A 26,963-nucleotide genomic window follows, 5' to 3' on the forward strand; every position below is an offset into this window, starting at 1 on the left:
TGTGCGGTGACGATGGCGGGAAGGATCCACCTGTTCCCATTCCGAACACAGCCGTTAAGCTTCCCAGCGCCGAGGATAGTGAAGGGTTTCCCTTTGTGAAAGCAGGACGTTGCCGTGCAGCTCTTTTTTTTTATCTTTTAAACCTTTTTTTGGAGGTTTAGCTCAGTTGGGAGAGCATCTGCCTTACAAGCAGAGGGTCAGCGGTTCGAGCCCGTTAACCTCCATTTTTTTCAGAGCCGTTAGCTCAGTTGGTAGAGCATCTGACTTTTAATCAGAGGGTCGCAGGTTCGAATCCTGCACGGCTCATTCTTAAATGTCGGCTTCATCTACCTAATGCGCCCTTAGCTCAATTGGATAGAGCACCTGACTTCGAATCAGGCGGTTGAAGGTTCAAGTCCTTTAGGGCGCGTTGAATTAAAATAGGTGAAAAGTGATCTTAGATTAAATCTGAGATCACTTTTTTTATTATATCCAAAACTCCTAAAACTCAGATGTCTTCTCTCTTTTAATTTGGATTATTTATTGGTATAATTATTATTAGTCAAAAATAGTCAAACTAATGACGTTCCTCAAAAGAGTCAAGTGTAAAGGAGGGAACAGAAAGAGTACTTGATCGGTTTTTTATTAATAAAGATCTTTTCAAGTTTAACTCTTTAAGTAATCATAATGGATAATAAAAATATGACAGATATCATTGAAGCCTATCTTAAGAAAGTGTTGAATCAAAAAGAACAAGTAGAAATTAGACGGAGTGAGATTGCAGAATTATTTGATTGTGTGCCCTCGCAAATTAATTATGTCATCAATACACGCTTTACAATCCAAAAGGGATACCTTGTAGAAAGTAAACGTGGTGGTGGTGGCTATATTCGTATAATTAAAGTACAAGTATTAGATGAGTCAGATATGCTTAATACGATGATTGAAGTCATTGGTAATAGTATTTTCGAAAGAGATGCTAAATCTGTTGTCCAGAAATTGTACGATGATAAAATCATTAGTAAACGTGAAGCTAAATTGATGATAGTGGCAATGGATAAGTCACTATATACGGGTGATCGTGTGACCGACAATCGAGTTCGAGCTAATTTACTTCGCTCGATGCTCGCTAATTTACGTTACGAAGAGCCCAATAATAGAAAGGCGGACTAACAAATATGAATGAATTATTTACAGATAAAGCTAAAAAAGCCCTACTTATAGCACAAGAAGAAGCGAAATCCTTCCGCCATCGTACAGTAGGAACCGAACATCTTCTATTGGGACTAGTTATTGAAGATGAAGGCATTGCAGGTATGACATTAAGAGAGTTAAATATAACAGAACAGGATGTAAAGGATGAAATAGAACATTTTGCCAGCTATGGAACAACTGAACCTGTACCAAAACATGCTATTCTTCCTTATTCACCAAGAGCGAGACAAATTATTAAATATGCGACGGATGAAGCGCGACGAATGAAAAGACCGCTTGTGGGAACTGAGCACTTATTATTAGGGTTATTGCGGGATGAAGATATTCTTTCAGCCAAGATACTGAATAATCTTGATATCAATCTGGCAAAAGCGAGACAATTGGTTCTGAAAAAACTAGGTGCACAACAAAAGAGTTCAAGAAGTAAAATAGGTGGAAGACGTACTGTTAAATCAAATCAGGAACCATCAAGTGGCACACCTACATTAGACTCATTGGCACGTGATTTAACGCAGCAAGCACGTGAAGATCGACTGGATCCTATTGTGGGCAGAAACAAAGAAGTCAGACGTATCATTCAGATATTAAGTCGTCGGACGAAAAACAATCCCGTACTTGTAGGTGAACCGGGTGTTGGTAAAACAGCCATTGCCGAAGGATTAGCTCAAAAAATCATTGCGGGTGAAGTGCCGCCTGCATTAGCAGACAAACGATTGATGACACTAGACATGGGCTCACTCGTTGCTGGAACGAAGTACCGTGGTGAATTCGAAGAACGTATGAAAAAAATCATTGACGAGATTTATCATGATGGAAATGTCATCCTATTTATCGACGAGTTACACACGCTTATTGGTGCAGGTGGAGCTGAAGGAGCAATTGATGCTTCCAATATATTAAAACCAGCCCTAGCTCGTGGTGAGTTACAGACAATTGGTGCGACTACTCTAGATGAGTATCAGAAACACATTGAAAAAGATGCCGCTTTAGAGAGACGATTTGCCTCCATCCACGTTGATCCGCCAACAGAAATAGAAGCGGAAGAAATCTTGTTTGGATTAAGAGAACGGTATGAAGATCATCATGATGTATCTATCACTGATGATGCCATAAGGGCTGCTGTTTATTTTTCAGTGCGCTATATTACTTCCAGACAGTTACCAGACAAAGCCATTGATTTAATGGACGAGTCTGCGTCAAAAGTAAGAATGGATAAAAGTGATACACCCACACCGTTATCGAAAGCAAAGGAAATGCTGGAAGATTTAATTAAGAGAAAAGAAGAGGCTATTCAATCACAGAATTTTGAACGTGCCGCTTTGATCAGAGAAAAAGAATCACGTCAGCGTAAAAAATTGGAAAAAATCATCAAGCAAGGTGAAAAATCTGACGATGACCGCTTGGAAGTAAACGCATCGGACATAGCTGAAGTCGTTTCGCAATGGACAGGTATACCGGTCAATCAAATGGAGCAAAAAGAGAGCGAGCGTCTCCTGCAGCTTGAAAAAGTCCTGCATCAGCGTGTCGTAGGACAAGAAGAAGCAGTCGTGGCTGTATCTAAAGCGATCAGACGTGCTCGCAGTGGCTTGAAAGATCCCAATCGTCCGATTGGTTCATTCATGTTCCTAGGGCCAACAGGTGTCGGTAAAACAGAATTAGCGAAGGCTTTAGCTGAAGCCATGTTCGGAAGCGAAGAAGCGCTTATTCGCGTAGACATGTCTGAATATATGGAAAAATACACTACAAGTCGCCTGGTCGGTGCACCCCCCGGTTATGTCGGATATGATGAAGGCGGACAGTTAACTGAAAAAATCCGTCAGAAACCATATTCTGTGATTTTACTTGATGAAGTAGAAAAAGCTCATCCTGATGTCTTCAATATTTTACTTCAAGTATTGGATGATGGTTTACTCACGGATGGCAAAGGAAGGAAAGTGGACTTTAAAAACACTATTTTGATTATGACATCAAACTTGGGTGCGACAGCCTTACGTGATGAGAAATCAGTTGGATTTGGTGCAGTGGATAAACGCTTCGATCATGATTCGATGGAAAAAAGGATTCGTGAAGAACTGAAAAATACTTTCCGTCCCGAATTCTTGAATCGTGTTGATGATACCATCGTTTTCCAATCACTTAAAAAAGACGAATTAAGAGAAATCGTTCAATTATTAACGAAAAACATCATTAATCGTATGGATGAACTGGGGATAGAGTTGAAAATAACCAATGCGGCTATGGATGTTATTGCCGATGTTGGGTTTGATCCAGAATACGGTGCTCGTCCGCTCAAACGAGCTATTCAAAATAAATTTGAAGACGTGTTGAGTGAAGCACTATTAGCAGGAGAAATCAGTTTAGGAGATAAGGTTACCCTTGGTGCATCAAAAGGAGAAGTCACGCTTAAGGTAAGAGAGTCTGCGAGTAGTAAGAAAAAGAAATTAGCAAAAAATTAATAGACAACATTGGTAGTGAAGAAACCGTCAAAGCGTTTTCGACTATAAGAAGAACTAATTTTCATTTATAAGACTGAGCGTTTAAAGTGGGAAAACAAATCGCTACTTTAAACGCTCAGTCTTTTGTTATTTTCGGATTAATTTTTGATGATAGTTATCTTTGGTATTACGCCTTCATTTTTGATAAGATGATTACAATCAATAGACGAAAGGACGGAGATAGTATGTACCATGATCAACAGCTAGATGACAACCAAAAAAACATTTTAATTGGAGTAGGTGTAGCGTTTTTAGTAGGTCTATGCACTTTCTTTTTTACTTCAGATTCAGCCAAGACCAAGACAAAATCAGCTTTCAATCGTTATAGAGCAAAATATTATGTGGGAAGTAAGTTTCATGGGAATAAAAAAGCAAAAAATCTCGTGAATAAATTATCAGATGATGAAGTCAATACATTACTGGGGACAGTAGATAAGGTAAATGACTTGGAAAATAAATTTTCTCATATGACTGATGATTTCAAAGGTTATATGCATGACAAGAAAAAAGACACAAAAAAAGCAATGAAAAAAATAAAAAAATAACACTAAAAAAGAGACTCAGCTGAGTCTCTTTTTTAGTGTCTTGATTATAAGACGAGTAAGTAACACAAAAGTAAATCGTTCATATTTTTTAAAGATAATCCAGTCGATTCGTAAAAACGATCCATACGATACTGTAGGGTATTCCTGTGTATGAAAAGATGTTTTGCTGCGACACTGATATTGCCCTGGCTTTCCCAGAGAGCGACGATCAACTCTTTCCATTCTACTTGTTCATCAATCTGTTTCTTCAGTTCCTGCATCACCACACTGCGAAACATGGCTTCTTTCGTAAAGTATCTTAAAGCTACATCGGGCAGGGAACAGATACGGTCGTGTAAGTAAGAAGCTTCTTCCTGAAAGATACGCTGTTCCTCTTTAAAGACGTTTTTCAGTGAATGATCGGGCTGCCAGAATTGTCCGATGTACGCATTTGTGCGAATGGAAAAATCGTCTTCCAGCGTTTTTAACATCCCATATATCTCCTCCTGATTCACAGGTTGAGCTGTATTATCCTGAATAACATAGCACGTTTCTTGAGTTATAAAAAAAACATCCAGGACCGGCTCAAATAAATGAGTAATCGAATCGATCCAAATAGAATAATCAAACTGATCATCGATTTTTTCTATAACTAATTGAATCAGACGAACGGGATGGGTTGTCTGTGGAGGATATTCTCTATTTCCTTCAATATAGTTGAACCATTTTGAATGGGACGACGGAAATGTAGCGGGCTGAATCTCTTCTTTTAAAAGATCAAGCACCTGGATTTCTTTTTCGTCTAATAGCTGTTTGGGAATATGAATCCATTGATTTTTGTACGGAATACGGAGGGTGTCCTCTTCCACAAAGGGGTGTTTACTTAGTGTCGCTGTAGGATAGAGTTTTTTTAACTTGGAAAAATCCAATGTATTTCCTCCTTAATTATGCTATTCTTATTTTACCATTGTTTCGTATTTTTATAAACAAACGGTAATAGAAGAAAGTTTGAAGATGGAGCGAGTAAACATGTCAGAATTCACTCAAGAGGAAATAGAAAGATGGATGACCGAGGCACTTGAAGAAGCAAAGAAAGCTGAAAAAATAGGCGAAGTACCGATCGGAGCTGTTATTGTCAAAGATGGAGAGGTCATTGGGAGAGGATACAACCAGAGAGAGTCTTCGCAAAATGCAACTACCCATGCCGAAATGATTGCGATACAAGAAGCAAACAAAAAGCTGGAGAATTGGCGTCTTGAAGACTGCCACCTGTTCGTGACTTTGGAGCCGTGTGTGATGTGCAGCGGAGCGATCGTACTGGCGCGCTTAAAGAGTATCTATTATGGACCCAGTGATCTTAAAGGTGGAGCAGTCAGGACGTTGATGACCGTTTTAGAAGATGAGCGACTGAACCATCAATGTGAGATACACGCCGGGGTAATGGAAGAAGAATGCCGGTCATTACTGACGTCTTTTTTTAAACAGTTAAGAGAAGAGAAAAAGAAAGATAAACAGAAAGAATAATAAAAAGACCACACTGCAAAGTAGTTAATACTTTGCAGTGTGGTCTTTTAGTTTATTTCGTGTTTCTGCTTGTCATTTCTTCATTTTTCTCGATCATGGTGTCGACTGCCTTGATTATGGAAGCGGAAAAGTCAGTTTCAAGTAAACTTAATACTGCTTCAACGGTTATTCCTCCAGGTGAAGAGACCTGATCGATTAAATTCCACGGTGAGTCTGCGGACTCTTTGACTGTCTTTCCGCTGCCTAAAACGGCCTGAGCTGCGATTTTAGTCGCTTTATCCTTGGGCATACCGTGCTTTACAGCGGCGCGGGCTAACGTGTCGATGAAGAGAAATACGAGAGCCGGAGAGCTTCCTGCTAAAGCAATAAAGATACCCAGCTGATCTTCTGAAACAATAACCGTTTCGCCCACAGCCGAAAAGATTATTTCTGCTTTTTCCATATCAGCTTCAGAGACATGTTTGTTTTCAACAAGTGCCGTCATTGAGGCGTTCACTTGTGCATTTAAATTGGGCATCGTTCGTATGCAGTTTTCTGGTGAAATATAGTGACGTAACTGTTCACTTGAATAACCGGCAACAATGGATAAAAGCAGCACGTCAGAAGAAAAATCTAAGTCGTTTAGGACGTCAGCCACTTGGTGAGGTTTGACAGCCAGTAAAATGACATCTGAGTGATCGATGACAGCTTGATTGGACTCCAACCCATTTATTGCCCAGTCTTTTTCAACAGCCAATTGTGTTTCTTTTGATCGAGTGGAAAAACAAATATTAGCCCTTTCTGAGACGTTGTTATCAATCAAGCCTTTGGCAATAGCCTTTGCCATGTTTCCGAAACCAATGAAACCTATTTCCATACTTATCATCCTTTGACTCAGTTTCTTTAAGTCTATCATACTTTACTTGAATAGTTTAACTCTATAAATCGTCAAAGACTTTCCCCTTGAATTTTTGGTATAATAAAGTCGTGAGAAAATTTTAAGGAAAAAATGGGGGAAATTATGATGATAAATGAAAAAGAAACGAAACAATTGGATTGGGAGAATTTAGGTTTCTCCTATATTAAAACAGATTACCGATTTATTTCGCACTATAAAGAAGGTCAGTGGGACGAAGGGGTACTAACTACGGATAATAAACTGCACATTTCTGAAGGCTCTGCGGCTTTACATTATGGGCAGCAGTGTTTTGAAGGTATGAAAGCTTACCGTACAAAAGACGGGTCGATCAATCTCTTTAGACCCCACGAAAATGCGAAAAGATTAAATAGAAGCTGTTCTCGCTTGCTTATGCCAACCTTTCCAGAGGATAAGTTCATAGAAGCAGTAAAAAACGTCGTGCGAGCAAATGAAGATTGGATTCCACCTTACGGAACAAACAGTTCCCTTTACATTCGCCCATTTATGATCGGCGTAGGAGATAATATCGGGATCAAACCTGCAGACGAGTATATCTTTTCTGTTTTCGTTACGCCAGTCGGTGCTTATTTTAAAGGCGGACTAAAACCTTCAAACTTTTTAGTCAGCACATATGATCGTGCGGCTCCCAGAGGGACTGGGGCAGCAAAAGTAGGCGGAAACTACGCCGCAAGTCTGCTTCCGGGTAAAGAAGCCAAAGACCGTCAGTTTAGTGATGCCGTGTATTTGGATCCGGCTACTCAAACTAAAATCGAAGAAGTCGGTGCGGCCAACTTCTTTGGAATCACCCATGATAATGAATTTGTGACACCTGTATCACCTTCTATACTGGCTAGCATTACAAAGAGATCACTCCTGTGGCTGGCAGAAAATCGCCTGGGCTTAACTGTCAAAGAAGGGGATGTCTATGTAAACGAGCTTGACCAGTTCAAAGAGGCCGGAGCGTGCGGCACAGCTGCGGTAATTGCGCCAATCGGAGGATTGCAAGTAGGAGACGATTTCCATGTGTTCTATTCTGAAGATGAAGTGGGTCCCGTGACGGTGCAGCTCTATAATGAATTGGTCGGTATACAGTTCGGGGATATCGAAGCGCCAGAAGGATGGATAGAAAAAGTTTAATGATGCTTCCAGCTATTCATCTCGGTCATTTCCTTTGAAGCAGACGATTTCTTTAGTTAGGCTATAAGCAGAGGAGGGTATCTGATGACCTATGTAAGAAAATTCAGTTTATCGACGCAAGATAAGCAGGAATTCAAACGATTGGACTCATATCTGAATGTAGCACTGGAAGAAAGTGGCGTAAGCGAAGGTATGATGTTCGTTTATTGCCCACATACGACAGCGGGAATCACAATCAATGAAAATGCGGATCCGGATGTTAAAATAGATCTAGGTCGCGCACTCGATGAGACGTTTCCGAACCACGCTTACTTTGTCCATATGGAAGGGAATTCTGATGGACACATGAAAGCTTCTCTGATGGGTGCCAGTGAGTCATTGATCATACATGACGGAAAAGTGGTCTTTGGTACTTGGCAGAGCGTCTATTTCACAGAGTTTGACGGACCGAGACAGCGAACTTTTTATGTAAAAGTAATGGCAGGCTAGTTCCTGCCTTAATCGCAATGAATAGTTATGAGAGGTCTAGGCCACGTGTCTAGACCTCTTTTTGTATAGGGCAAAGAAAAAGGGCTTTCAGGAAAGTGCAAACAATAAATAAGTACAGATGATTTTTGTACTTTAATTTTACTGTAAAACGTTTATAATGAAAATAGATATATCTTAGCATTGGATGGATAAGGAAATCAAGCTTAGCCTGAAGATTGTCCTTTGGACGGATGAATTTACAATGGAGATATCGTAGAATAGAACTGTTGATAAGTTTTCAGTATCAACTAGAGAACGATACATAAAAAGAGAAAGAAGGAGAGACATGTTAGAAGTAAAAGACATACAGAAAACGTTCGGGTCGCTTACGGCAGTGGATGATTTGAATTTCACCATTAAACCGGGCGAAATCATGGGTTTGATCGGTCAAAATGGTGCAGGTAAGACCACGACGTTTCGGATCATATTAAAGTTACTCACCCCGGATAAAGGTGATGTGTTCTGGAATGAGCATCATTTAACAACAAAGACGTTCGATAAAATAGGCTACTTGCCAGAGGAACGCGGTCTGTATCCAAAGGTTTCTATCGAAAACCAACTGCTCTATTTTGCCCAGTTGCGTGGCAAGAAAAAGAGTGAGATCAAACCGTTGATCGATCAGTGGTTGGATAGATTTGAAGTAAAAGGAAAGAAAACAGATAAAGTTAAAACACTATCCAAGGGTAATCAGCAGAAAGTACAGTTGATCTCTACCTTGATCCATCAACCGGAATTAATCATCCTTGACGAACCCTTCAGCGGACTAGATCCTGTAAATGCTGAATTGCTTGAAGACGGGATCAGAGAAGCGAAGGCAAACGGCGCATGTATTATTTTCTCCAGTCATAATATGAATAATATTGAAGAGTTGTGTGACAGCTTGATCATGTTGAAAGATGGTAAACCGGTCCTGAATGGGACAGTCAGGGATATCCGGCAACAATTTGGTCGGACCAAGCTCTTTTTGGAATCAGACTTGACCCCTGAGGAATTGCATCTATTCCCCGGTGTCAAGAGCGTTGAGAAAACAAACGATGGCATTGACGTCGTTTACTTAACTGAAACAGAAGACGGAAAGGCTATTTTCAATGCCGCGACTAAAGATGGGTATATTCCAACCTTTAGTCAACAGCCACCGACCCTGGAAGAAATCTTTAAACGATTGGCTGGTGAAAAGAATGAATAAATATTGGGTGATAACAAAAGAAGTATACAAAAAGAATATCAAATCTTTCGGGTTTCTCATCATGGTGCTGTCGCCACTTATTGTCGTGGCCTTCATCGCCGGATTGACTTATTACTTCTCCCAAGAAGAACAGCAGACCCCTGACTTGCCGATTGCTGTTATTGCAGAAGACGAAGGGATCGATCAGCTCTTTTCAAACGAAGAGTGGAACCTCGAAGTGAATGAAGCGATCGAGACTGAACAGGAAGCAGAAGAAGCGTTACTGGATGAATCCATTGGAGGCTATCTCGTAGCGGAGGTTGTGGACGGAACGATCCAGGCAGAACTGGTCCACACGAATGAATTATCAGATCAGTCACCAATGATACAAGAAGCCTTATCGACCTATCAAACTATGTTAAGAGCCGATCAACTGGACTTGGCACCAGAAGCAGTGCTGGCTCTCTCAGAACCGGCACTGCTAGAGAATCGATTGATAAATATCGATGAAGGAACGCTTATGGAAGAAGATTTTGCTGATCAGTTTATTCAACAAGGCGGGGCCTACTTTGTCAGTATTGCCATCATGATCTTTATCATGACTTATGCCGGTATCATCGCCGAAGAAGTTGCCAACGAAAAAGGCACGCGCATTATGGAAGTGATTTTATCCAGTGCCAGTGCAACGAATCACTTCTTTGGCAAACTGACGGGCGTCATGCTGATCCTCTTAACGCAGTTAGCTATTTATGCTGTGGTTGGGGGAGCTGCTTATCTCTACTTCAGAGATTTTCAATTCATTCAAGACATCGTTGGTGGTGTGGATATAGCTAGCATACTGCAGGAACTGATGGGTTATACCCTCATCTTCTTTATTGCAGGCGTGCTGATGTATGTGGTGCTGGCTGCCTTCTTCGGGTCCTTAGCCACCAAGATGGAAGATGTGAATAAGGCCGTTACGCCGATCATCTTCCTGGCATTGACCGGGTTTTATGTGGGCATGTTTGCTTTAAGTGCGCCAGACAATTCATTTGTCGCTGTGTTCTCTTATATCCCGCTCTTTACGCCATTTGTGATGCCGTTTAGGATCGCGGCCGGGACCGTTTCTACACTAGGCATATGGCTATCAATCTTTGGTACAGTTGGTTTTGCCATTGTGATTTCAATCATATCCTTAGCGTTCTATCGCTCCAACGTCTTGATTTACTCTGACACAAACTTGCTGGGTACCATCAAACGTTCATGGAGCATCATGCAGAGCAACAGAAAAGCACGCCGGCAACAAGCATAACGTGAATGGATAAAGATAAAGATGAAGAGGCTGGACAGATGTCCAGCCTCTTTCTTAGGGTATCGAGCAGAATAAATTCTCATTGTTGATCTTTGAACCAAGTTTTTTTTAGAAAAGAGAGAATGATCGTTATTTAAAAAAAGACCCGATGCCTTTCAAGGATAAAATAATCGTTAACTGCTAACCTAGCATTTTTTTTCCTGAGTAGTCCGCCTTGCTTTTTCAAGTGTCAACTGAGCTGGCGCCAAGAAGAGAGTGGGCAGTATCGTCATCGATCAGTGACTGCTCAGCCATAAGCCTTTATTGAGTGGAAGCTAATGAGCCCCATTAGTGACCAGTCATAGAACGAAAGCTTTGGAGCGGTAAGTGTAGCCCCTTATTAGTGACCGCCCATTGAAAAGCAACTCACGAGCGGTAAGCATAAGACCTCGTTAGTGACCGCTGGTAAAGAACTAAATAATGAGTAGTGACTAATGGAAGCCCCAAGCGTCCACCCGTCATGTAGATCACTTGTGAGCAGTCACTAAATCGTTCTCAAGTGACCACTCAAAGCGGAAAGCTTACCAGTGGGGACTTAATTTGAAATGTCACTATTAAGAAGAAACCTTCGACGTTAACGTCGAAGGTTTCTTCTTAATAAATTGATCTCACTAGAAATAACAAGAGTCTATATGAGGGTTGAACAGAAAGATTGAGAAGGCTTTCTTTTCCTTTTTTATCTACTAGTAAAAGAGAAAGTTTTTGTGTATAATGAGAACGAGGTGAGAGATATATTAAAATTCGATGAATTAACTGAGCGTGACAAAAAGAAGAGATACAAAGCCCTCTTTGTTTTGCCGTCCATTGCCATTTTGTTTCTACTCTTTTCAGAAAATTTCAATTATATATTCATGTCATTTGTGGTCGTCGCATTTATGCTCATTGAACTCATTATTTTTGGATTAATGGATACGAAATACCATTACGCATTGAGTGATTTTTTAAAAGACGGTCTCTACTTGATTTTATCAAGTTTTATTATTACCTACGCCGCGGCACCGATTGTTTTAAAGTTATTCACCAGACAGATGAACCTTTCTGATTTTGCGCTTAATGGCCTGAAATTCTTTGTTGCTATGCTTTTATTGTACGGAACATGGTTCAGCATTGTGTTGATACAAAGTAAAATAAGAAAACGTTCTGAGAGATGGAAATGGGATGTAACGGGGTTCGTTAGTGGTGACAAGAAAAAAATTTAAAGAGATAAAAAAAGCCAGAGATAAAAAATCTCTGGCTTCCAGTTTGATTAAATAGATAACAATAAAACTGAATAAAGCGATAAGCCCACCATAAATGAAGTGAGTCCGTTTCCGCGGCAAGCAGGCAATTCATCTTTAATGGCATTCAGCATTAATCCACCGGCAACAAAGGCTTCGAGTAATCCAACAAATAAGTGAGAAACATGAATGTTGGCGCCTAAAAGATAACCAGCTATGACACCAAGTACGAGAAGTTTCAATCCATAACTATCATATAATGCTCTAAAGTGATGACGTAGCACCCAGTCATTGGTTAGGAAATGCAAGCCGATAGCTACTAAATAGATCGTTGCAGTCATTGAGGATCGAAATTGTTGAGTAGCTAATAACATTCCAATAATAAAGTTATACAAAAAGTATGAGCCAATATGAGCCCAAAATATCCCTGTAGAAGGCTGAGTGTTTTTCATTATTTTTAAACGGGTTGATTTTAAAGCAACTTCTAAAAAGTAAAAAATAATAATGCCTAATAGCATAGAACCAAAAATAACATGGGAGGCATTCGTTGCATTTACATGGAAGGTTTCCATGACCTCGTGTTCGTATGTTCTAATCGTAGGAATGAGATGAAAAAAAACATAGGAGAGAGAGATCCCACCTACAAACGATGTAAATTGATTAACAGTAAATACACGTAATTTGAAATGTTTTGAGCCAATATGAATAAATGTAAAACCCAAAGCGACAGCCAAGGTTGTCACAGACATGCAGATTCCTTCTTTCGATATAATAATTCCCTGAATCATTCAAGCTAAACTATTATAATCCTATAAAAGCGAATCGTCAACTGGTTTCATGAAATTTTCTGAAAATTACTTTATGTTGAAAGTAGCCTTTTTTACTAAGGAAAAAGCTAGATATGAATGAAAAGATGGTCCGTTTTTATCGAAGTGATACAAGGAGTTGTAGAGAAATGAATGAAATAAATTTAACGATGGCTAAAAGTGGAAAAATCGAAACCAAACGACTTTTTCTACGGCCGGTGACGCTTGCTGATAAGGAAGATATGTATGAATATGCCTCCGATGAAGAAACGACATATTTTGTCTTTGAACGACATGTATCGGTGGAAAAAACAGAAGAAGCAATTGTCGAATATTTCCTTACCGATCCCTTTGGAAAATATGGCATTGAATTAAAAGAAACGGGTAAATTGATCGGGACAATTGATTTAAGAGTGAAAGACGAGAATCATCGCGCGATCATGGGTTATGCTTTAAATAAAAATTATCACGGTAAAGGCTATATGACGGAAGCGGCAGAAGCAATACTAACATATGCTTTTGAGACAATGAAACTAGATTGTGTCGCAGCTCTTCATGATGAGCGCAACGAAGTGTCCGGCAAGGTAATGGAGCGCATAGGGATGCAGAGGGAAGGCGTCATGCGTCATGTGGGTAAATGGAAAAATGGAGAATATTTCAACGATGTGTATTATTCAATTTTGAAAGAAGAATACGATGCGTCACGAAAAAAGAATTAACTAACAGCTGTTTTATGTGACGCGCTAAATGTCTCAAGGAAAAACGTCATGGGAATATAACGACTAGATATTCCATACCCCATATGGTATAATGCATCATGAATCGAGGAGTGAGTATAATGAAACGTTTTATGTGTCCGGCATTTAGTATCGGATTTTATCTTCTCTACTTTATGATCCTTCAAGGTATTGTTTATCTTTTACCCGAATCAGGTTTGACGACGGTATTTGTTTTAATATCAGTCTTTTTGATCATTCCAGTTATCGCCTCTAAAAGTAGTTCCAGAGTTATCCGCGCTAATAAAGGGGTTAGTTGTTCAATTTAAATTTCTCCTTTAAAATTTTATCTATGTATGCTATCATAAGAAGTGCCGAGAGGCCACAGGACAACGGTGGGCATATGAACCGTGTCAGGTCCGGAAGGAAGCAGCACTAAGTATTGCTCCGCCGTGTGTTCTGTGATTACATAGCCATGAATAATTCATAACTATTCATAGATAGAGATGTTCCTTATTATAAGGGCATCTTTTTTTTGATAACTTTTAAAAAACCTTTTTCAATTAGACAAGAATTCACCTATAATAGTATAGAGACCGATTTCGTAAGAAAAGAGGGGAAACATGAGCTATCAAGCTTTATATCGCGTCTGGAGACCCCAACGTTTTGGAGATGTTGCGGGACAGGAAGCTGTGACCAGAACGTTAAGAAATGCATTAAGTCATGGGAATACGAGTCATGCGTACTTGTTCTCTGGCCCTAGAGGGACAGGGAAAACAAGTGCGGCTAAAATATTTGCCAAAGCAATGAATTGTCCGAATGCTGTGGACGGTGAACCGTGTAATGAATGTGATCTGTGTCGGTCCATTACCCAGGGGAAACTTGGTGACGTTATAGAAATCGATGCGGCCAGTAATAATGGTGTAGAAGAAATTCGTGACATCAGAGAAAAAGCGAATTACGCACCCACTGAAGCGAAATACAAAGTTTATATTATTGACGAAGTGCATATGTTATCCATGGGCGCATTCAATGCCCTACTGAAAACCCTAGAAGAACCGCCAATGAATGTCGTTTTTATTCTGGCGACGACTGAACCACATAAAATCCCTTTAACCATCATATCACGAACCCAACGGTTTGACTTTAGACGTATCTCTCCGCTGGATATGATTAAACGAATGACATATATATTGAATGAAAAAAACATCGAATTCGACCCGGATGCCTTAATGAGCATTGCAAAAGCAGCTGAAGGCGGGATGCGGGATGCACTGAGTATTTTAGATCAGGTCATTTCATTTTCAGATGGCATAGTTAATTTAGATGACACGTTAAAGATTACTGGGAGTATCACACAGGAATTGATGATCGACTATTTAACGGCCGCATTGAATCAAGACACAGGAACAGGTCTTGCGTTACTTCATCAGATGATGCAGGAAGGCAAAGATGCAAATCGTTTAGTTGAAGATGTGATCCTGTTTTCTCGAGATATACTCATTTATCAGAAAACAAAAGAAGACACGTTACTCAAGATGAGCAAGGTGGATGACGGGTTTAATAAACTCATCGAAGCGGCTGACCCGGAAAAAATCTATGACGTTATTCGCATTATGAATCAAACGCAACTAGAGATGCGGACATCTACTCATGCAGAAGTGTATTTAGAAGTGGCGACGGTTCGTCTATCACAAGTGTCGACACCTCGCGTAGCAGCAACGGCGACGGTACAAAAAGATACGAGTGACAGTCAAGAGATCCGGTCACTTAAAAATAGACTGAGTCAGATGCAAAAAGCGATTGAACAGATGCAGCAGGCCTCGCCTATTACTGAGGGAAATGCAGCTCCTAAACGCCCAACCACAAGGAAAAAAGCGGGTCAAACAACGTTTAAAGTAGACACCCATCAAGTCTTTGGGATACTTGAACACGCCACCCGGGATGATTTAGCTAAATTAAAAGACGTCTGGGTGGACTTGATCAATGCATTGTCATCGAGCCAAAAGGCGATTATGAACACCTCAAAACCTGTGGCAGCGAGTCCCCAAGGTTTGGTTGTCACGTTTGATTATGATATTCTATGTGAAAGAGCAGCTAATGATACCTTCCTGATCGATGCGGTCGGGGATTATCTGGAAAAAGTTATCGGATGCCGGGCTGAATTGGCAACCGTCCCCTCTGGCAAATGGCTAGAGGTCCGACAAGCGTATATCGATCAGATGAAGAGTGGCCCTGGTAATGAAGAAACGAGCGAGCCGGAAGAAGAGCAAGTAACGAAAGAGGCAGAAGAAATGGATGCTGTCGTAAGCGAGGCAGTCAATCTGTTCGGGGAAGAAAACGTGAAAATTCACGACTAAAATTTGGAAGGAAGATTAAACATGCGTGGAATGGGAGATATGCAAGGTATGATGAAAAAAATGCAGAAAATGCAGAAAGACATGGAAAGTGAGCAAGCAACATTAAATGAAAAAGAATTCACTGGGACAGCGAATAGTGATCTCGTAACAGTTATCTTTACGGGAGATAAAAAATGTAAAAACGTCTCAATCAAAGAAGAAATCGTTGACCCTGAAGATGTTGAAATCATCGAGGATTTAGTTTTACTGGCCATAAATGACGCTTTAGAAAAAATAGATTCAGAAACAGAAAAAGTGATGAGTAAATATTCTAAAGGTATGGGACTACCCGGAATGTAAGGTTTAAGTAAAAGAGTGGAGGCCTCAATTTAGTTTGAGGCTTTACGTTAGAAAGGAAACAATCATGCATTATCCAGAACCGATCGCACAATTAATGGAAAGTTATATGAAACTACCAGGAATCGGTGAAAAAACCGCTGCTCGTCTGGCTTTTTACACGGTCAATATGCAGGAAGAGGATGTCACTCGTTTTGCCAAAGCATTAATCAGTGTAAAGAGGGATTTACAGTATTGTTCTATCTGTGGAAACATGACTCAGAATGACCCTTGTGATATCTGCGAGGATAAAAACAGGGATCAATCAATCATTTTGGTCGTCGAACACCCTAAAGATGTCATTTCAATGGAAAAAATGCATGAGTTTAAAGGCTTGTATCATGTCTTACATGGTGTGTTATCGCCCGTTGAAGGAACCGGACCCGAAGATATCAATATTCCTGTGTTGATCAAGCGTCTTCAAAAAGATCAAGTAAAAGAAGTGATCATCGCGACCAATGCTACCGCTGAAGGTGAAGCAACAGCTATGTATTTATCACGCTTGATCAAACCGGCTGGGATAAAAGTAACCCGATTGGCTCATGGCTTGTCTGTTGGTAGTGATATTGAATATGCAGATGAAGTGACTTTATTTAAAGCAGTTGAAGGTCGAAGAGAGATGTAGGTGCACGATGCCATTATTTAATAGAAAAAGTAAACTAAAGCGTTCATATGATGAAAAGTTGATGAAATTGATCAGGGAACAGAAAAAACAGTTTGAAGCTTACGAAAAAGTTGAATCAGTAATTATCGATGAACAACCGGAATGGCGTGCACAGTATAAGCTGCAAAAAGCAAAATATTATTATTTGTTTAAAGAAGCACGCATCAGAAGACTGAACGGGAATATATTGGATTAAAAATGAAGATTTCAGGAAAACGACTAAACGTTAGTCGTTTTTTTATTGCTTTTTTTAGAAGCCTCGAGCGGCAGGAAAATTAATGTGTATATGGCGGATTTCATATTCATTCTTACAGCATTATTAAAAGTATATCATTATAAAAAACTAATATACTTTTTAATAATGAAAGCGTTAACAATTCGAAATCAGTAGATTAAACTATAAGATAATAGCGATAATAACTGGGAGTTATAATAAGAGAGGGGGAAGTTACTGTTGCATGTTGTTATCGCTATCATTTATGTAGAGAACTCTAAATGAAGGGAACTTCAATAGAGTTTTTTATGAAAGTGTCAAGTAAGTCTTATTGATTAACTATATATTTATTATGTCAATAGTAATAAGGAGGGATATTGTTTGACGAAAATTGCACATATTTAATGATAGAGTAAACTATTATGTAAAGGGAGAGAATTTAATGCACAATAATTGGCGAAAGAAGTATAGCTTTTCTTTAGCAACAATGCTCCTGTTAAGTTCATTTGCTCAAACAGCTGCTCCACTATCCGTTTATGCTAATACAGAAACTGATCCTGCGATGACGGAAGTCATCGGAACAGACACTTCAACCAATCTTGAAACAGAATCTTTAGCTGAAACTACGGTCGAAGCCGAATCGTTTATTTCTGTATCTGATGCATTGAATCGCGGTAGTGATCAGAACGAAACAACGGTTAAAGGTTATGTGGTCGGATATGTAGTAAGTTCAACTAATGTAAGTGCCGATAATCTATCTGCGGATACAAATTTTGCCATCGCAGATAGTCCGGATGAAACAGCTATTGCAAACATGCTTTTTGTACAAATACCCAACAACCATTTAAGAAGCGAATTTGGACTAAAGACTAATCCGGATATGCTAGGAACAGAAGTAGTTGTTTCAGGAGATTTGGAGGATTACTTTGGTACGAATGGTATTAAAAGTGTAAGTGATATCTCGCTTTCAACAGAGGATACAGGTGGCGAGGTAACTCCAGAAGAACCGGCAGAGCTAGAGCTTCTTTCTATTCAGGACGCTAGAGCACAAGCGACTGGAGAAGTTAAAACAAAAGGGGTAGTCACTGCTAAATTAAATAATTCTATTCAAATTCAGGATGGAACGGCAGCTATAGCTGTTAGACCAACTTCTTTAGATGTAAGCTTAGGTGATGAAGTTACTGTAAGTGGTGACCTGGGTATGTACCGAAATTTCCTCCAAATTAATAGTGCTACTTTAATTGAGAAAACAGAAGGTACCGAAGTACCGGCCCCCTTACATTTAACGGGTGCGGATCTTCCAAACCACCAATCAAAACTAGTTATCTTAACAAGCGTTGAAATAACTGATGTCAGCGGATCAAACTATACTGGGATTGATGGTTCTGGCGTTGAATTTGAAGTTCGAGACGAAAATAAAGTACTTGGTCTAAATGTAGGAACAACATATGAATCGATCACAGGGATCGTGTCACAATTTGATGATACATATCAAATCTTACCTCGTGATATTTTTGACATTACAGAAGATTCAAGTATCGTTCAGCCGGTGTTTGCCAGTCCGAAAGGTGGAAATGTACTTCTTGGAACAGAAATTGTTCTGAATACTACTACAACGGATGCAACCATTTACTATACAACAGACGGCTCTGAGCCAACGGTTTCAAGTAACGTTTACACAGCTCCAATTGCTATGGAAGAAGATTTAACTTTAAAAGCAATCGCTGTTGTTGATGATCGTTTCAGTGAAATCACAGAATTTAATTATAATGTCGTAGATTTAGCTGAAGGAAATAAAATACATGAGATTCAGGGTGCAACACATTATTCTCCGATGGCTGGCGAGACCGTTTATAATGTAAAAGGTATCGTCACATATGTCTATGACATTTATGGAGCAAGCTATTTCCACATGCAGACACCTGATGATATGAAAGACGATAATCCTCACACTTCTGAAGGGATAGTTGTTTACACAGGTCGAAATGACAGTGGGTCTAGAGTAGGCGATCTCGTTGAGGTCACTGGTGAAGTATCTGAGTACCAGATTGATGGTTACGGTGATAAAGCAGCAACTGACTTACCGATCACTCAAATCAACGCACGTGAAGATAGAGGTGGCATTGTCACAATTACAGAAAATAATGTTGATCTGCCAGTTCCACTGAAACTTTCTTCAAGTGACATACCTGGAGAAATCAAAGGCGGAACAACTTTAGAAGTCTTCAATCCAGATAAATACTCTCTTGATTTCTGGGAAAGTATTGAAGGTATGCGTGTCGAAGTTCAGCCTTCTAGAGCCGTTGCACCTCAGTCGTACGGTGATTTAGTGGTTGTATCAGAAGACTATACACCCTCAAATATAACTGTTAATGGCGGTCTTAGACTGTCAGAAGACGGACCGGATTCTAGATTGATCCAGTTTAAATTACAACCAAATAATGATGCAAGAGATTTTGCTGTTAAAACAGGAGATAAATTCACTGAAGCCGTCGAGGGTGTTGTGAATTACGGTTTCGGTAACTATAAAATTTATTCAGATTTAGCAGACATGGAAGCTGCTCACGTTGAAGTTGCAGCTGCTTCTTCAGCTACTTCAATTGTAAAAGACGAAGAAAAATTAACTGTAGCAACTTATAACGTTGAGAACTTCTCAGCAAACACGTCAGAAACATCTGACGTTAAAGCTGAAAGAATCGCTAATACATTTGTTAATGATATGAACAGTCCAGATATCATTGGAATAGTTGAAATAATGGCGAACGCGGGAACGGATTCAACAGGACCAGAAGCTGATGCAAGTTATAAACGTTTAACAAATGAGATTGCGGCTGCAGGTGGACCGTCTTATGAATTTGCTAATATCAATCCTGAATATAACAAAGATGGTGGAGCACCGGGTGGTAACATTCGTGTAGGATATTTATATAATCCTGAACGTGTCTCGATGACTGAAAAAGATGGCGGCAGTATAAATGAGGCTGTTGGTTATGTCGATGGCGAATTGACATTGAACCCAGGCCGTGTATCTCCTTCTGAATTCGGTGGGACTCGAAAACCATTGGCAGCAGAATTTGAATTTAAGGGTGAAAGTATCGTTGTGATCAATAACCACTTAAATTCTAAGCGTGGGGACGATCCGTATTATGGACAAATCCAACCCCCAGAATTTGGAAGCAGAACCAAACGTAATCATTTAGCAAAAGTTATCAATTCTTTCGTTGATGATATTTTAGCAGATAATCCAGAAGAAAATATCGTGGTTTTAGGAGATATGAATGATTTTGAATTCTCAAAACCATTAGAACTCCTAGCAGGGGAAGAATTAACTAATCTCGTCAATAAAATACCTGCGAGTGAACGATATAATTATGTTTATCAAGGGAATTCTCAAGTGTTGGACCATATTTTAGTGTCTAATAATCTAGCTGACACAGCGGAAATAGACATAATCAACGTCAACGCTGACTTTACTAATATGCATGGACGAGCAAGTGACCATGATCCAGTATTAGCTCAGATTGATTTACGTGAAGCAGAAGAAACATTTGAATTCTCAGTCATGCACATGAATGACACGCATGGACGAGTCGAAAAATACCCACATATGCTTACAGCTATCAAAGAATTCCGTGGTGAAAAACCGGATTCAATGCTTGTAAACGCGGGAGATGTTTTCTCAGGCACATTATACTTCAATGAATTCAAAGGCCAGGCTGATTTGGCATTGTTGAACTTGATGGATATCGATGTGATGACCTTCGGTAATCACGAATTCGACTTGGGTGACGCTGAAGGCGGACACGCATCATTAGCTGAATTTGTGAATAACGCTGCGTTCCCATTCTTGGGCACGAATATCGACTTTTCACAAGATCCATTTATGAGATCATACGAAACAAATGAGTCACTGGTGAAAAATCCTCAAGACGGATTGATCTATGACAGTATCATTCATGAAATCAACGGTGAACAAATTGGCGTCTTCGGTTTACTTACAGAAGACACGAAAAATATCGCCAGTCCGAAGGACGTTGACTTCACAGATTTCATAATAGCTGCAGAAGAAGCTGTTCAAGCTTTTGAAGATGCAGGTATCAATAAAATCATGGCTGTCAACCACTTAGGGTTTGATACAGCACCAGAAATGGGCAATGACCTGCGTGTAGCCATGGAAGTTGACGGTATCGATATTATCGTTGGCGGACACTCACATTCAGAGATCAAAGAACCCGTTATTGTCAATGAAGATGCAGAGGGTAACAGTAAAGCCCCAACCGTTATTGTCCAGGGTGGACAATACGCACAGAATCTAGGAACTTTAGTCGTTGAATTCAATGCCGAAGGTGAAGTAGTTGGACATGCTGGAGCCTTGCTCAATGTGGGCGACTATCCAGCTGACGCTGAAGCTCTCGATGTGATGGAAGAATACAAACTACACGTTGATGCAATCAGTAATGAAGAAATCGGTGCAGTCGCTGTTGAAGCCTTGGAAAATCCAAGACACGGTGAAGGCAGTGAATTCAGCGTACGTGCTGATGAAACAAGATTAGGCAACCTGATTACAGACGCAATGCTAGCGAAAGCACAGGAGAAATTCCCTGAAATAGTCATCGCCTTCCAGAATGGTGGCGGTATTCGTGCCGGCATCGATCAAGGACCGATTACTACAGGAGAGATATTGACCGTGTTACCATTCGGTAATAATCCAGTCGTTGCAGAACTTTCCGGACAGGAAATCAAAGACATTATAGAACACAGCGTCCGTCAGGCACCTGCAGAAAATGGTGGATTCTTACACGTATCCGGTATGAAATTCTACTTTGACAGCACAAGAGAAGCCGGTGACCGCATTGTCAAGATGTACATCGATAATGATGGGGAATTAACAGAAATCAGTATGGAAGAAACTTATCTTGTGACAACGAACGGCTTCACAGGTAAAGGCGGAGACGGATTTGAAACTTTCGCTAAAGCATTTGAAGAAGGACGTGTCAGAGATATTGGTGAAGAAGACTGGCAACAATTACGTGATTATATGGTTGAAGAACAATACCTTAATGGTATTGTAAACCCAGTGATTGAAGGCAGAATAATTGATTTAGATGGTGAAGATCTACCTGAGGAACCCGGCGAACCGGGCGAACCCGGCGAACCGGGTGAACCAGGCGAACCGGGTGAACCGGGCGAACCGGGTGAACCAGGCGAACCGGGTGAACCCGGCGAACCGGGTGAACCGGGCGAACCGGGTGAACCAGGCGAACCGGGTGAACCAGGCGAACCAGGACAACCGGGCGAACCGGGCGAACCAGGACAACCGGGCGAACCGGGCGAACCGGGCGAACCAGGACAACCGGGCGAACCAGGCGAACCGGGTGAACCAGGCGAACCAGGACAACCGGGCGAACCGGGCGAACCAGGTGAACCGGGCGAACCGGGTGAACCGGGCGAACCAGGCGAACCAGGACAACCGGGCGAACCAGGCGAACCGGGCGAACCAGCAGAATCAGGAAAGCCAAGTGATTCTGTAATTGCAGAGCACAAAGGTGAAGCTTTACCTGCTACTGCTACAAACACGTATATGTATTTATTGTTAGGAACAGTTTCAATGATTACCGGCGCATTTATGGTCATATACAAAAAGAAATTTTCTAATGAATAAATAAAATAGATTTCAGGTCGATAGTTATTTAACTATCGACCTGATTTTTTATGAAAAAAACTATTTGAATTACATATTATAAGCATAATAACTAGTTTCTTATTTCAACAAAATAGCTTGAGAAGAGCTAGTGAAGTGACGTAGATAACATTTCGAAAGTAGTTAAATGAACCATTGAAGATCAAATTGATATTTTATACGTTATAGCCCTTGAGAAAAAATTGATGTAGCTAATAAAAAGATTTTTAAAAAAGGGCTTTCCTATTTGTAGTTCAGCCCAATTAGTGTCAATCTGTTAGAAGTTCAGTTATACTTATTATTAGTAAGAAAAAATTATTGTAAAACAACAAGTATTTGTTTGGAGGAAAGTAAAAATGAAAGCTGTTATTATCGAAGAGTATGGTGGAAAAGAAAAATTGAAAGAAACAGAAGTACCAATGCCGATAGCTAAAGAGCATCAAGTTGTTGTAAAAGAAAAAGCAACTTCAATTAATCCTATTGACTGGAAACTTCGTGAAGGATATCTGGAAAAAATGATGCCATGGGAATTTCCTATTATTTTAGGATGGGACGTTGCTGGAGAAATTGTTGAAGTAGGCAGTGAAGTAACCGATTGGAAAGTTGGCGATCGCGTATTTGCACGTCCAGACACAACACGTTTTGGAACATACGCTGAATATACTGCAGTAGATGACAATTTATTAGCTTATATTCCTGGAACTATTTCATTTGAAGAAGCAGCAGCTGCTCCTTTAGCTGGACTGACTGCTTGGCAAGCAGTCTTTGATTATGGAAAGTTGGCTGCTGGAGAAAAAATCTTGATTCATGCTGGATCTGGTGGTGTAGGAACATACGCTATACAATTAGCAAAAAGTAAAGGTGCTTTTGTTATTTCTACAGCAAGTGAAAATAATCGAGAGTTATTGCTGAGTTTAGGGGTCGATCAATTTATTGACTACAAAAATGAGGACTTTACCAAAATCTTAAGTGACATAGATGTTGTTATTGATACTATGGGTGGAGAAATCTTGAAAAATAGTTTCAAGGTTGTTAAACCTCATACTGGGAGAGTCATTTCTATTGTTGCGGAAGCAGACAAAGAGTTGATCGAGAATACAGATGTTGCATTTCATAATATCTGGCTGGAACCAAATGGCAAACAATTGACAGAATTGGCTAAGTTGATGGAACAAGGAAAAGTGAAGTCAATTATCGGAGCCACTTATCCATTGAGTGAAAAAGGTATTTACGAAGCTCATGCAATGAGTGAGACGCATCATGCAGTAGGGAAAATCGTCATAAAAGTAGGCGGATAAGTATTCCTAGTAAAATAATTCTATAGTATAGAAATTAAAGAAGCGACTGTATTGTTCAGTCGCTTCTTTTTTCTATTGATGGAAGGAAATATTTAAGATTAGTAGAGGTTAAAGAGTGATTAGAGGGTTCTCTTTATCGAGATAACTTTTTAAGAATAGACAACAACTGACTATCTATCGTATAATGAGTTCAGAACAAAGATTTGTAGATGGAGGAAAATATGTGAGCGGATTATTTATCACAATTGAAGGACCAGATGGCGCAGGAAAATCGAGTGTCGTAAAGAAACTAGTAGAAGCGATACAAGAAGCAACTACCAAACCTTTAGTTGTAACAAGAGAACCGGGTGGCAGTGAAATAGCAGAAAGAATCAGAGATATCTTACTCGATCCGATACATACAATTATGGATGACAGAACGGAGGCGTTACTTTTAGCAGCCGGGCGAAGACAACATGTGGTCGAGAAAATCAGACCTGCTCTTGAAAGAGGCGAAATCGTCCTGTGTGATCGTTTTGTTGATAGTTCCATTGCATACCAGGGTCAGGCAAGAGGGATCGGTATTGAAGAAGTCAAAGCAATCAACGAGTTTGCGATAGAAGGGTTGAGACCGGATTTAACGATCTATTTAGATGTAGATGCAGAAGTTGGGCTTAATCGTATTAAAGATAAAAATTCGAATCGCACGCAAGACCGCTTGGAGTTAGAAGAAGTCGCTTTTCATGAAGAAGTAAGAAGAGGTTACTTGGCTCTAATAAAAGCAGAACCGAACCGTTTTGTAACTGTTGATGCGAGTCAACCAGAGGAAACAGTATTCAATCAAGTGTGGGAAATAGTCAAAGGAAAATTGTAACAAAGAGTGTTTAATAGAGAGGATGAAATAAGATGAAATTAATCGTATCGATTGTACAAAACCAGGACAGTAAACGTTTGGCTGATCAATTTGTAGAAAAGGGAGTTCGTGCCACGAAATTATCTTCTACAGGAGGATTTTTAAGAGCTGGAAATACAACCTTTTTAATGGGGGTGGAAGATAGAAAAGTGGATGATGTACTCGAACTGATTAAAGAAAACTGTTCAACTCGAAGTCAAACCATGATGAGTTCACCTTCTTATGACTTCACATTGGAATCTGATTTAACTTATCCGATAAACGTTGAAGTCGGGGGAGCCACTATTTTTGTCTTACCCATTGATCAATTTTTACAATTTTAAACGCGAGGGAGACGAGCAATGTCTACCAATAAAGTCAAACAGCCGAGTATTCAGCGGCTGTTTATTCAGTTGATTCAAAAGAACAAGCTGCAACATGCCTATTTATTTGATGGCAAAACAGGCACAGGAAAAAAAGAAACAGCATTATGGATAGCCCAGAGTTTATTCTGTCAAAATTTTTCTGAGGGACCCTGTGGAGAGTGTCATACTTGTCTAAGAATCGCATCCCACCAACATCCGGATGTCATTGAATTAAAACCAGATGGCTTGTCCATTAAAATCAATCAAGTCAGAGAACTGAAACAAGAGTTCACCAAAAGTGGTGTTGAAGGCAGAAAAAAACTAGTTATGATCGAAGACGTCGAAAAAATGACGACCCAAGCAGCTAACAGTTTGTTGAAGTTTTTAGAAGAGCCGGATGGAGATATCCTGGTCATCTTAATGACGTCGGCGAAACATCTGTTACTGCCTACCATTTTATCACGCGTACAATTGATTCAATTTCCACAGTTATCAAGAGAAAAACGCCTGATGGCTTTGGAAGAAGCTGGTTTATCGAAAGAACGGGCGGCAGTACTGAGTCAATTGACCAGTGATACCGAACAAGCCATGGAATTGTCTGGAAATGAGAACCTGACTACTTTGATTGAATCCGTATGGAAGTGGTATGTCCTCATTTCCAAAAAAGACGATCAGGCGTTTATCTTTGTGCACACTGAAATCATGCCGTTAGTCAAAGAGAAAGCAGAATATCAGTTAGTGCTCGATTTATTTTTAGTTATTTTACAAGACATCTTGAATTCTCAAATATCCAGTGACCACACGGGCGGCTACTTTAAATACCGTGATAAAATTCGAGAAGAAGCTGAGCGATTAAATGCAGGTACACTTGCTGATTTAATGGACATCATATTAACTGGGAAAAAATATTTAGTCAGTAATGTGGCAGCTCAAGGTGTTTTTGAAATGAGTGCACTCAAAATGCTAGCCGTAATGAAAGAGTCAGTATAAGTATTTATAAAGAATTAGCGTTCATTTGGCATTTTTAGTCTAATCATGGTATGCTAGTAAGAGATGTAAGGTGACATTTTTTAGGTCAACGCATCACTGATAATTAGGCTAAGAAGAGCAAAGAAGTGGTGAAAAATGGATAAAAAAGAATTACACGACACGTTTTCTGAGTTAGAATCCCAAGCAGAAGCCACATTGAGTATAATTAAAAACATCAAAGAAGAATTATCTCACTTGACTGAAGAAAATAATGTGCTGCGAATGGAAAATCAACATCTCAGAGATCGCTTAGCAGAAGTAGTTAAACAGCAGTCGATCGAAAAACAAATAACAGACTCTGGCATGACGAAATCTCGGTTGAATCTCGAAAAAATATATGAAGACGGTTTTCACGTCTGTAATCTATTTTACGGTTCAAGAAGAGATGGCGATGAACCGTGTGCTTTTTGTTTAGAAGTTATTTACGGTGAAAGAAGATAATTAATTCACAATAAATCGAAAAATTAAATTAAAATCCTCCCGAGATGCAGTTGACACGCATTTTATGGAGGTTTTTTCTATTTGTTAAAAACACAACATGTAGTGTTTGGTTTAAAATAAAACAATATATAT

Annotated in this window: 24 protein-coding genes, 3 tRNA genes, 1 rRNA gene, 1 other RNA gene and 1 pseudogene; 26 read left to right on the top strand and 4 right to left on the bottom strand. The window is 39.8% G+C overall.

Annotated elements, in window-relative coordinates; genetic code table 11:
- The first annotated feature begins 2 nt into the window (after positions 1-2).
- The 7 genes from rrf (at position 3) to AX762_RS12770 (ending at position 4,234) form a co-directional block, all read left to right on the top strand.
- A 5S ribosomal RNA gene (rrf, locus tag AX762_RS06240) occupies positions 3-118 on the top strand.
- Positions 119-151: 33 nt separating this feature from the next.
- Positions 152-224: transfer RNA gene (locus AX762_RS06245), tRNA-Val, on the top strand.
- Between the two features lie 9 nt (positions 225-233).
- Positions 234-306, top strand: a tRNA-Lys gene (locus AX762_RS06250).
- A 29-nt stretch (positions 307-335) separates the two neighbouring features.
- Positions 336-409: transfer RNA gene (locus AX762_RS06255), tRNA-Arg, on the top strand.
- A gap of 257 nt (positions 410-666) precedes the next feature.
- Positions 667-1,152, top strand: a complete 486-nt coding sequence (locus tag AX762_RS06260; protein WP_071848300.1) for a CtsR family transcriptional regulator — start codon at positions 667-669, stop codon at positions 1,150-1,152.
- 5 nt (positions 1,153-1,157) lie between these two features.
- Positions 1,158-3,650, top strand: a complete 2,493-nt coding sequence (locus tag AX762_RS06265; protein WP_071848301.1) for an ATP-dependent Clp protease ATP-binding subunit — start codon at positions 1,158-1,160, stop codon at positions 3,648-3,650.
- Positions 3,651-3,736: 86 nt separating this feature from the next.
- The gene (locus AX762_RS12770; RefSeq protein WP_177244049.1) at positions 3,737-4,234 is read left to right on the top strand and encodes a hypothetical protein; all 498 of its coding nucleotides are present in this window, start codon (positions 3,737-3,739) and stop codon (positions 4,232-4,234) included.
- Between the two features lie 44 nt (positions 4,235-4,278).
- Here AX762_RS12770 and AX762_RS06275 read toward each other — a convergent pair whose 3' ends face one another.
- Positions 4,279-5,142: a helix-turn-helix domain-containing protein gene (locus AX762_RS06275; RefSeq protein ID WP_071848302.1), complete on the bottom strand. Its 864-nt coding sequence runs from the start codon at positions 5,140-5,142 to the stop codon at positions 4,279-4,281.
- A 100-nt stretch (positions 5,143-5,242) separates the two neighbouring features.
- Between AX762_RS06275 and tadA the strand changes: the two genes are divergently transcribed.
- Positions 5,243-5,737: a tRNA adenosine(34) deaminase TadA gene (gene tadA, locus AX762_RS06280; RefSeq protein ID WP_071848303.1), complete on the top strand. Its 495-nt coding sequence runs from the start codon at positions 5,243-5,245 to the stop codon at positions 5,735-5,737.
- Positions 5,738-5,789: 52 nt separating this feature from the next.
- Here tadA and proC read toward each other — a convergent pair whose 3' ends face one another.
- Entirely contained in the window at positions 5,790-6,593 is an 804-nt protein-coding gene (proC, locus tag AX762_RS06285) for a pyrroline-5-carboxylate reductase (protein WP_071848304.1), read from the bottom strand.
- Between the two features lie 147 nt (positions 6,594-6,740).
- Here proC and AX762_RS06290 point away from each other — a divergent pair, with 147 nt between their 5' ends.
- The 5 genes from AX762_RS06290 (at position 6,741) to AX762_RS06310 (ending at position 11,994) form a co-directional block, all read left to right on the top strand.
- Positions 6,741-7,772, top strand: coding sequence for a branched-chain amino acid aminotransferase (locus AX762_RS06290; protein ID WP_071848305.1), 1,032 nt, complete (start codon positions 6,741-6,743; stop codon positions 7,770-7,772).
- An 84-nt stretch (positions 7,773-7,856) separates the two neighbouring features.
- Positions 7,857-8,261, top strand: coding sequence for a secondary thiamine-phosphate synthase enzyme YjbQ (locus AX762_RS06295; RefSeq protein ID WP_177244050.1), 405 nt, complete (start codon positions 7,857-7,859; stop codon positions 8,259-8,261).
- Between the two features lie 325 nt (positions 8,262-8,586).
- Positions 8,587-9,486: an ABC transporter ATP-binding protein gene (locus AX762_RS06300; RefSeq protein WP_071848307.1), complete on the top strand. Its 900-nt coding sequence runs from the start codon at positions 8,587-8,589 to the stop codon at positions 9,484-9,486.
- Entirely contained in the window at positions 9,479-10,756 is a 1,278-nt protein-coding gene (locus AX762_RS06305; protein WP_071848308.1) for an ABC transporter permease, read from the top strand. Before AX762_RS06300 ends, AX762_RS06305 begins: the two co-directional genes overlap by 8 nt.
- Positions 10,757-11,499: 743 nt before the next feature.
- Positions 11,500-11,994 carry a hypothetical protein gene (locus tag AX762_RS06310; RefSeq protein ID WP_071848309.1) on the top strand — a complete coding sequence of 165 codons (495 nt, stop codon included), beginning with the start codon at positions 11,500-11,502 and terminating at the stop codon, positions 11,992-11,994.
- Positions 11,995-12,041: 47 nt separating this feature from the next.
- On the opposite strand, the gene AX762_RS06315 is transcribed toward AX762_RS06310, so the two are convergent.
- Positions 12,042-12,761, bottom strand: coding sequence for a hypothetical protein (locus AX762_RS06315; protein WP_071848310.1), 720 nt, complete (start codon positions 12,759-12,761; stop codon positions 12,042-12,044).
- Between the two features lie 206 nt (positions 12,762-12,967).
- On the opposite strand from AX762_RS06315, the gene AX762_RS06320 reads away from it, so the two are divergent.
- The 8 genes and pseudogenes from AX762_RS06320 to AX762_RS06355 all read left to right on the top strand — a co-directional run.
- Positions 12,968-13,537, top strand: a complete 570-nt coding sequence (locus tag AX762_RS06320) for a GNAT family N-acetyltransferase (RefSeq protein ID WP_071848311.1) — start codon at positions 12,968-12,970, stop codon at positions 13,535-13,537.
- Positions 13,538-13,656: 119 nt separating this feature from the next.
- On the top strand, positions 13,657-13,863 hold the full coding sequence (locus AX762_RS06325; RefSeq protein WP_071848312.1) for a hypothetical protein: 207 nt from the start codon (positions 13,657-13,659) through the stop codon (positions 13,861-13,863).
- A gap of 51 nt (positions 13,864-13,914) precedes the next feature.
- Positions 13,915-14,004, top strand: an RNA gene (ffs, locus tag AX762_RS06330) — signal recognition particle sRNA small type.
- A 153-nt stretch (positions 14,005-14,157) separates the two neighbouring features.
- Positions 14,158-15,894: a DNA polymerase III subunit gamma/tau gene (gene dnaX, locus AX762_RS06335; protein ID WP_071848313.1), complete on the top strand. Its 1,737-nt coding sequence runs from the start codon at positions 14,158-14,160 to the stop codon at positions 15,892-15,894.
- Between the two features lie 21 nt (positions 15,895-15,915).
- Positions 15,916-16,233, top strand: a complete 318-nt coding sequence (locus AX762_RS06340) for a YbaB/EbfC family nucleoid-associated protein (protein WP_071848314.1) — start codon at positions 15,916-15,918, stop codon at positions 16,231-16,233.
- Between the two features lie 64 nt (positions 16,234-16,297).
- The gene (recR, locus tag AX762_RS06345) at positions 16,298-16,894 is read left to right on the top strand and encodes a recombination mediator RecR (RefSeq protein WP_071848315.1); all 597 of its coding nucleotides are present in this window, start codon (positions 16,298-16,300) and stop codon (positions 16,892-16,894) included.
- A gap of 7 nt (positions 16,895-16,901) precedes the next feature.
- On the top strand, positions 16,902-17,129 hold the full coding sequence (locus AX762_RS06350; protein ID WP_071848316.1) for a YaaL family protein: 228 nt from the start codon (positions 16,902-16,904) through the stop codon (positions 17,127-17,129).
- A 580-nt stretch (positions 17,130-17,709) separates the two neighbouring features.
- Positions 17,710-22,107, top strand: a pseudogene (locus AX762_RS06355) (5'-nucleotidase C-terminal domain-containing protein); the annotation flags it as partial.
- Between the two features lie 97 nt (positions 22,108-22,204).
- Here AX762_RS06355 and AX762_RS13320 read toward each other — a convergent pair.
- Positions 22,205-22,666: a DUF4573 domain-containing protein gene (locus AX762_RS13320; protein ID WP_371261634.1), complete on the bottom strand. Its 462-nt coding sequence runs from the start codon at positions 22,664-22,666 to the stop codon at positions 22,205-22,207.
- Positions 22,667-23,183: 517 nt separating this feature from the next.
- On the opposite strand from AX762_RS13320, the gene AX762_RS06360 reads away from it, so the two are divergent.
- From AX762_RS06360 to AX762_RS06380, 5 genes are all read left to right on the top strand, one after another.
- Positions 23,184-24,125: an NADP-dependent oxidoreductase gene (locus AX762_RS06360; RefSeq protein ID WP_071848318.1), complete on the top strand. Its 942-nt coding sequence runs from the start codon at positions 23,184-23,186 to the stop codon at positions 24,123-24,125.
- A gap of 223 nt (positions 24,126-24,348) precedes the next feature.
- Positions 24,349-24,978, top strand: coding sequence for a dTMP kinase (tmk, locus tag AX762_RS06365; protein WP_177244051.1), 630 nt, complete (start codon positions 24,349-24,351; stop codon positions 24,976-24,978).
- 32 nt (positions 24,979-25,010) lie between these two features.
- Positions 25,011-25,340 carry a cyclic-di-AMP receptor gene (locus tag AX762_RS06370; RefSeq protein ID WP_071848320.1) on the top strand — a complete coding sequence of 110 codons (330 nt, stop codon included), beginning with the start codon at positions 25,011-25,013 and terminating at the stop codon, positions 25,338-25,340.
- 18 nt (positions 25,341-25,358) lie between these two features.
- On the top strand, positions 25,359-26,351 hold the full coding sequence (holB, locus tag AX762_RS06375) for a DNA polymerase III subunit delta' (protein WP_071848321.1): 993 nt from the start codon (positions 25,359-25,361) through the stop codon (positions 26,349-26,351).
- Positions 26,352-26,486: 135 nt separating this feature from the next.
- A complete protein-coding gene (locus AX762_RS06380) occupies positions 26,487-26,831 on the top strand; it encodes a DNA replication initiation control protein YabA (protein WP_071848322.1) in 345 nt (114 codons plus the stop codon).
- Positions 26,832-26,963: the final 132 nt, after the last annotated feature.

It is taken from the genome of Alkalibacterium sp. 20 (assembly GCF_001885615.1).
Taxonomy (GTDB): Bacteria; Bacillota; Bacilli; order Lactobacillales; family Carnobacteriaceae_A; genus Alkalibacterium.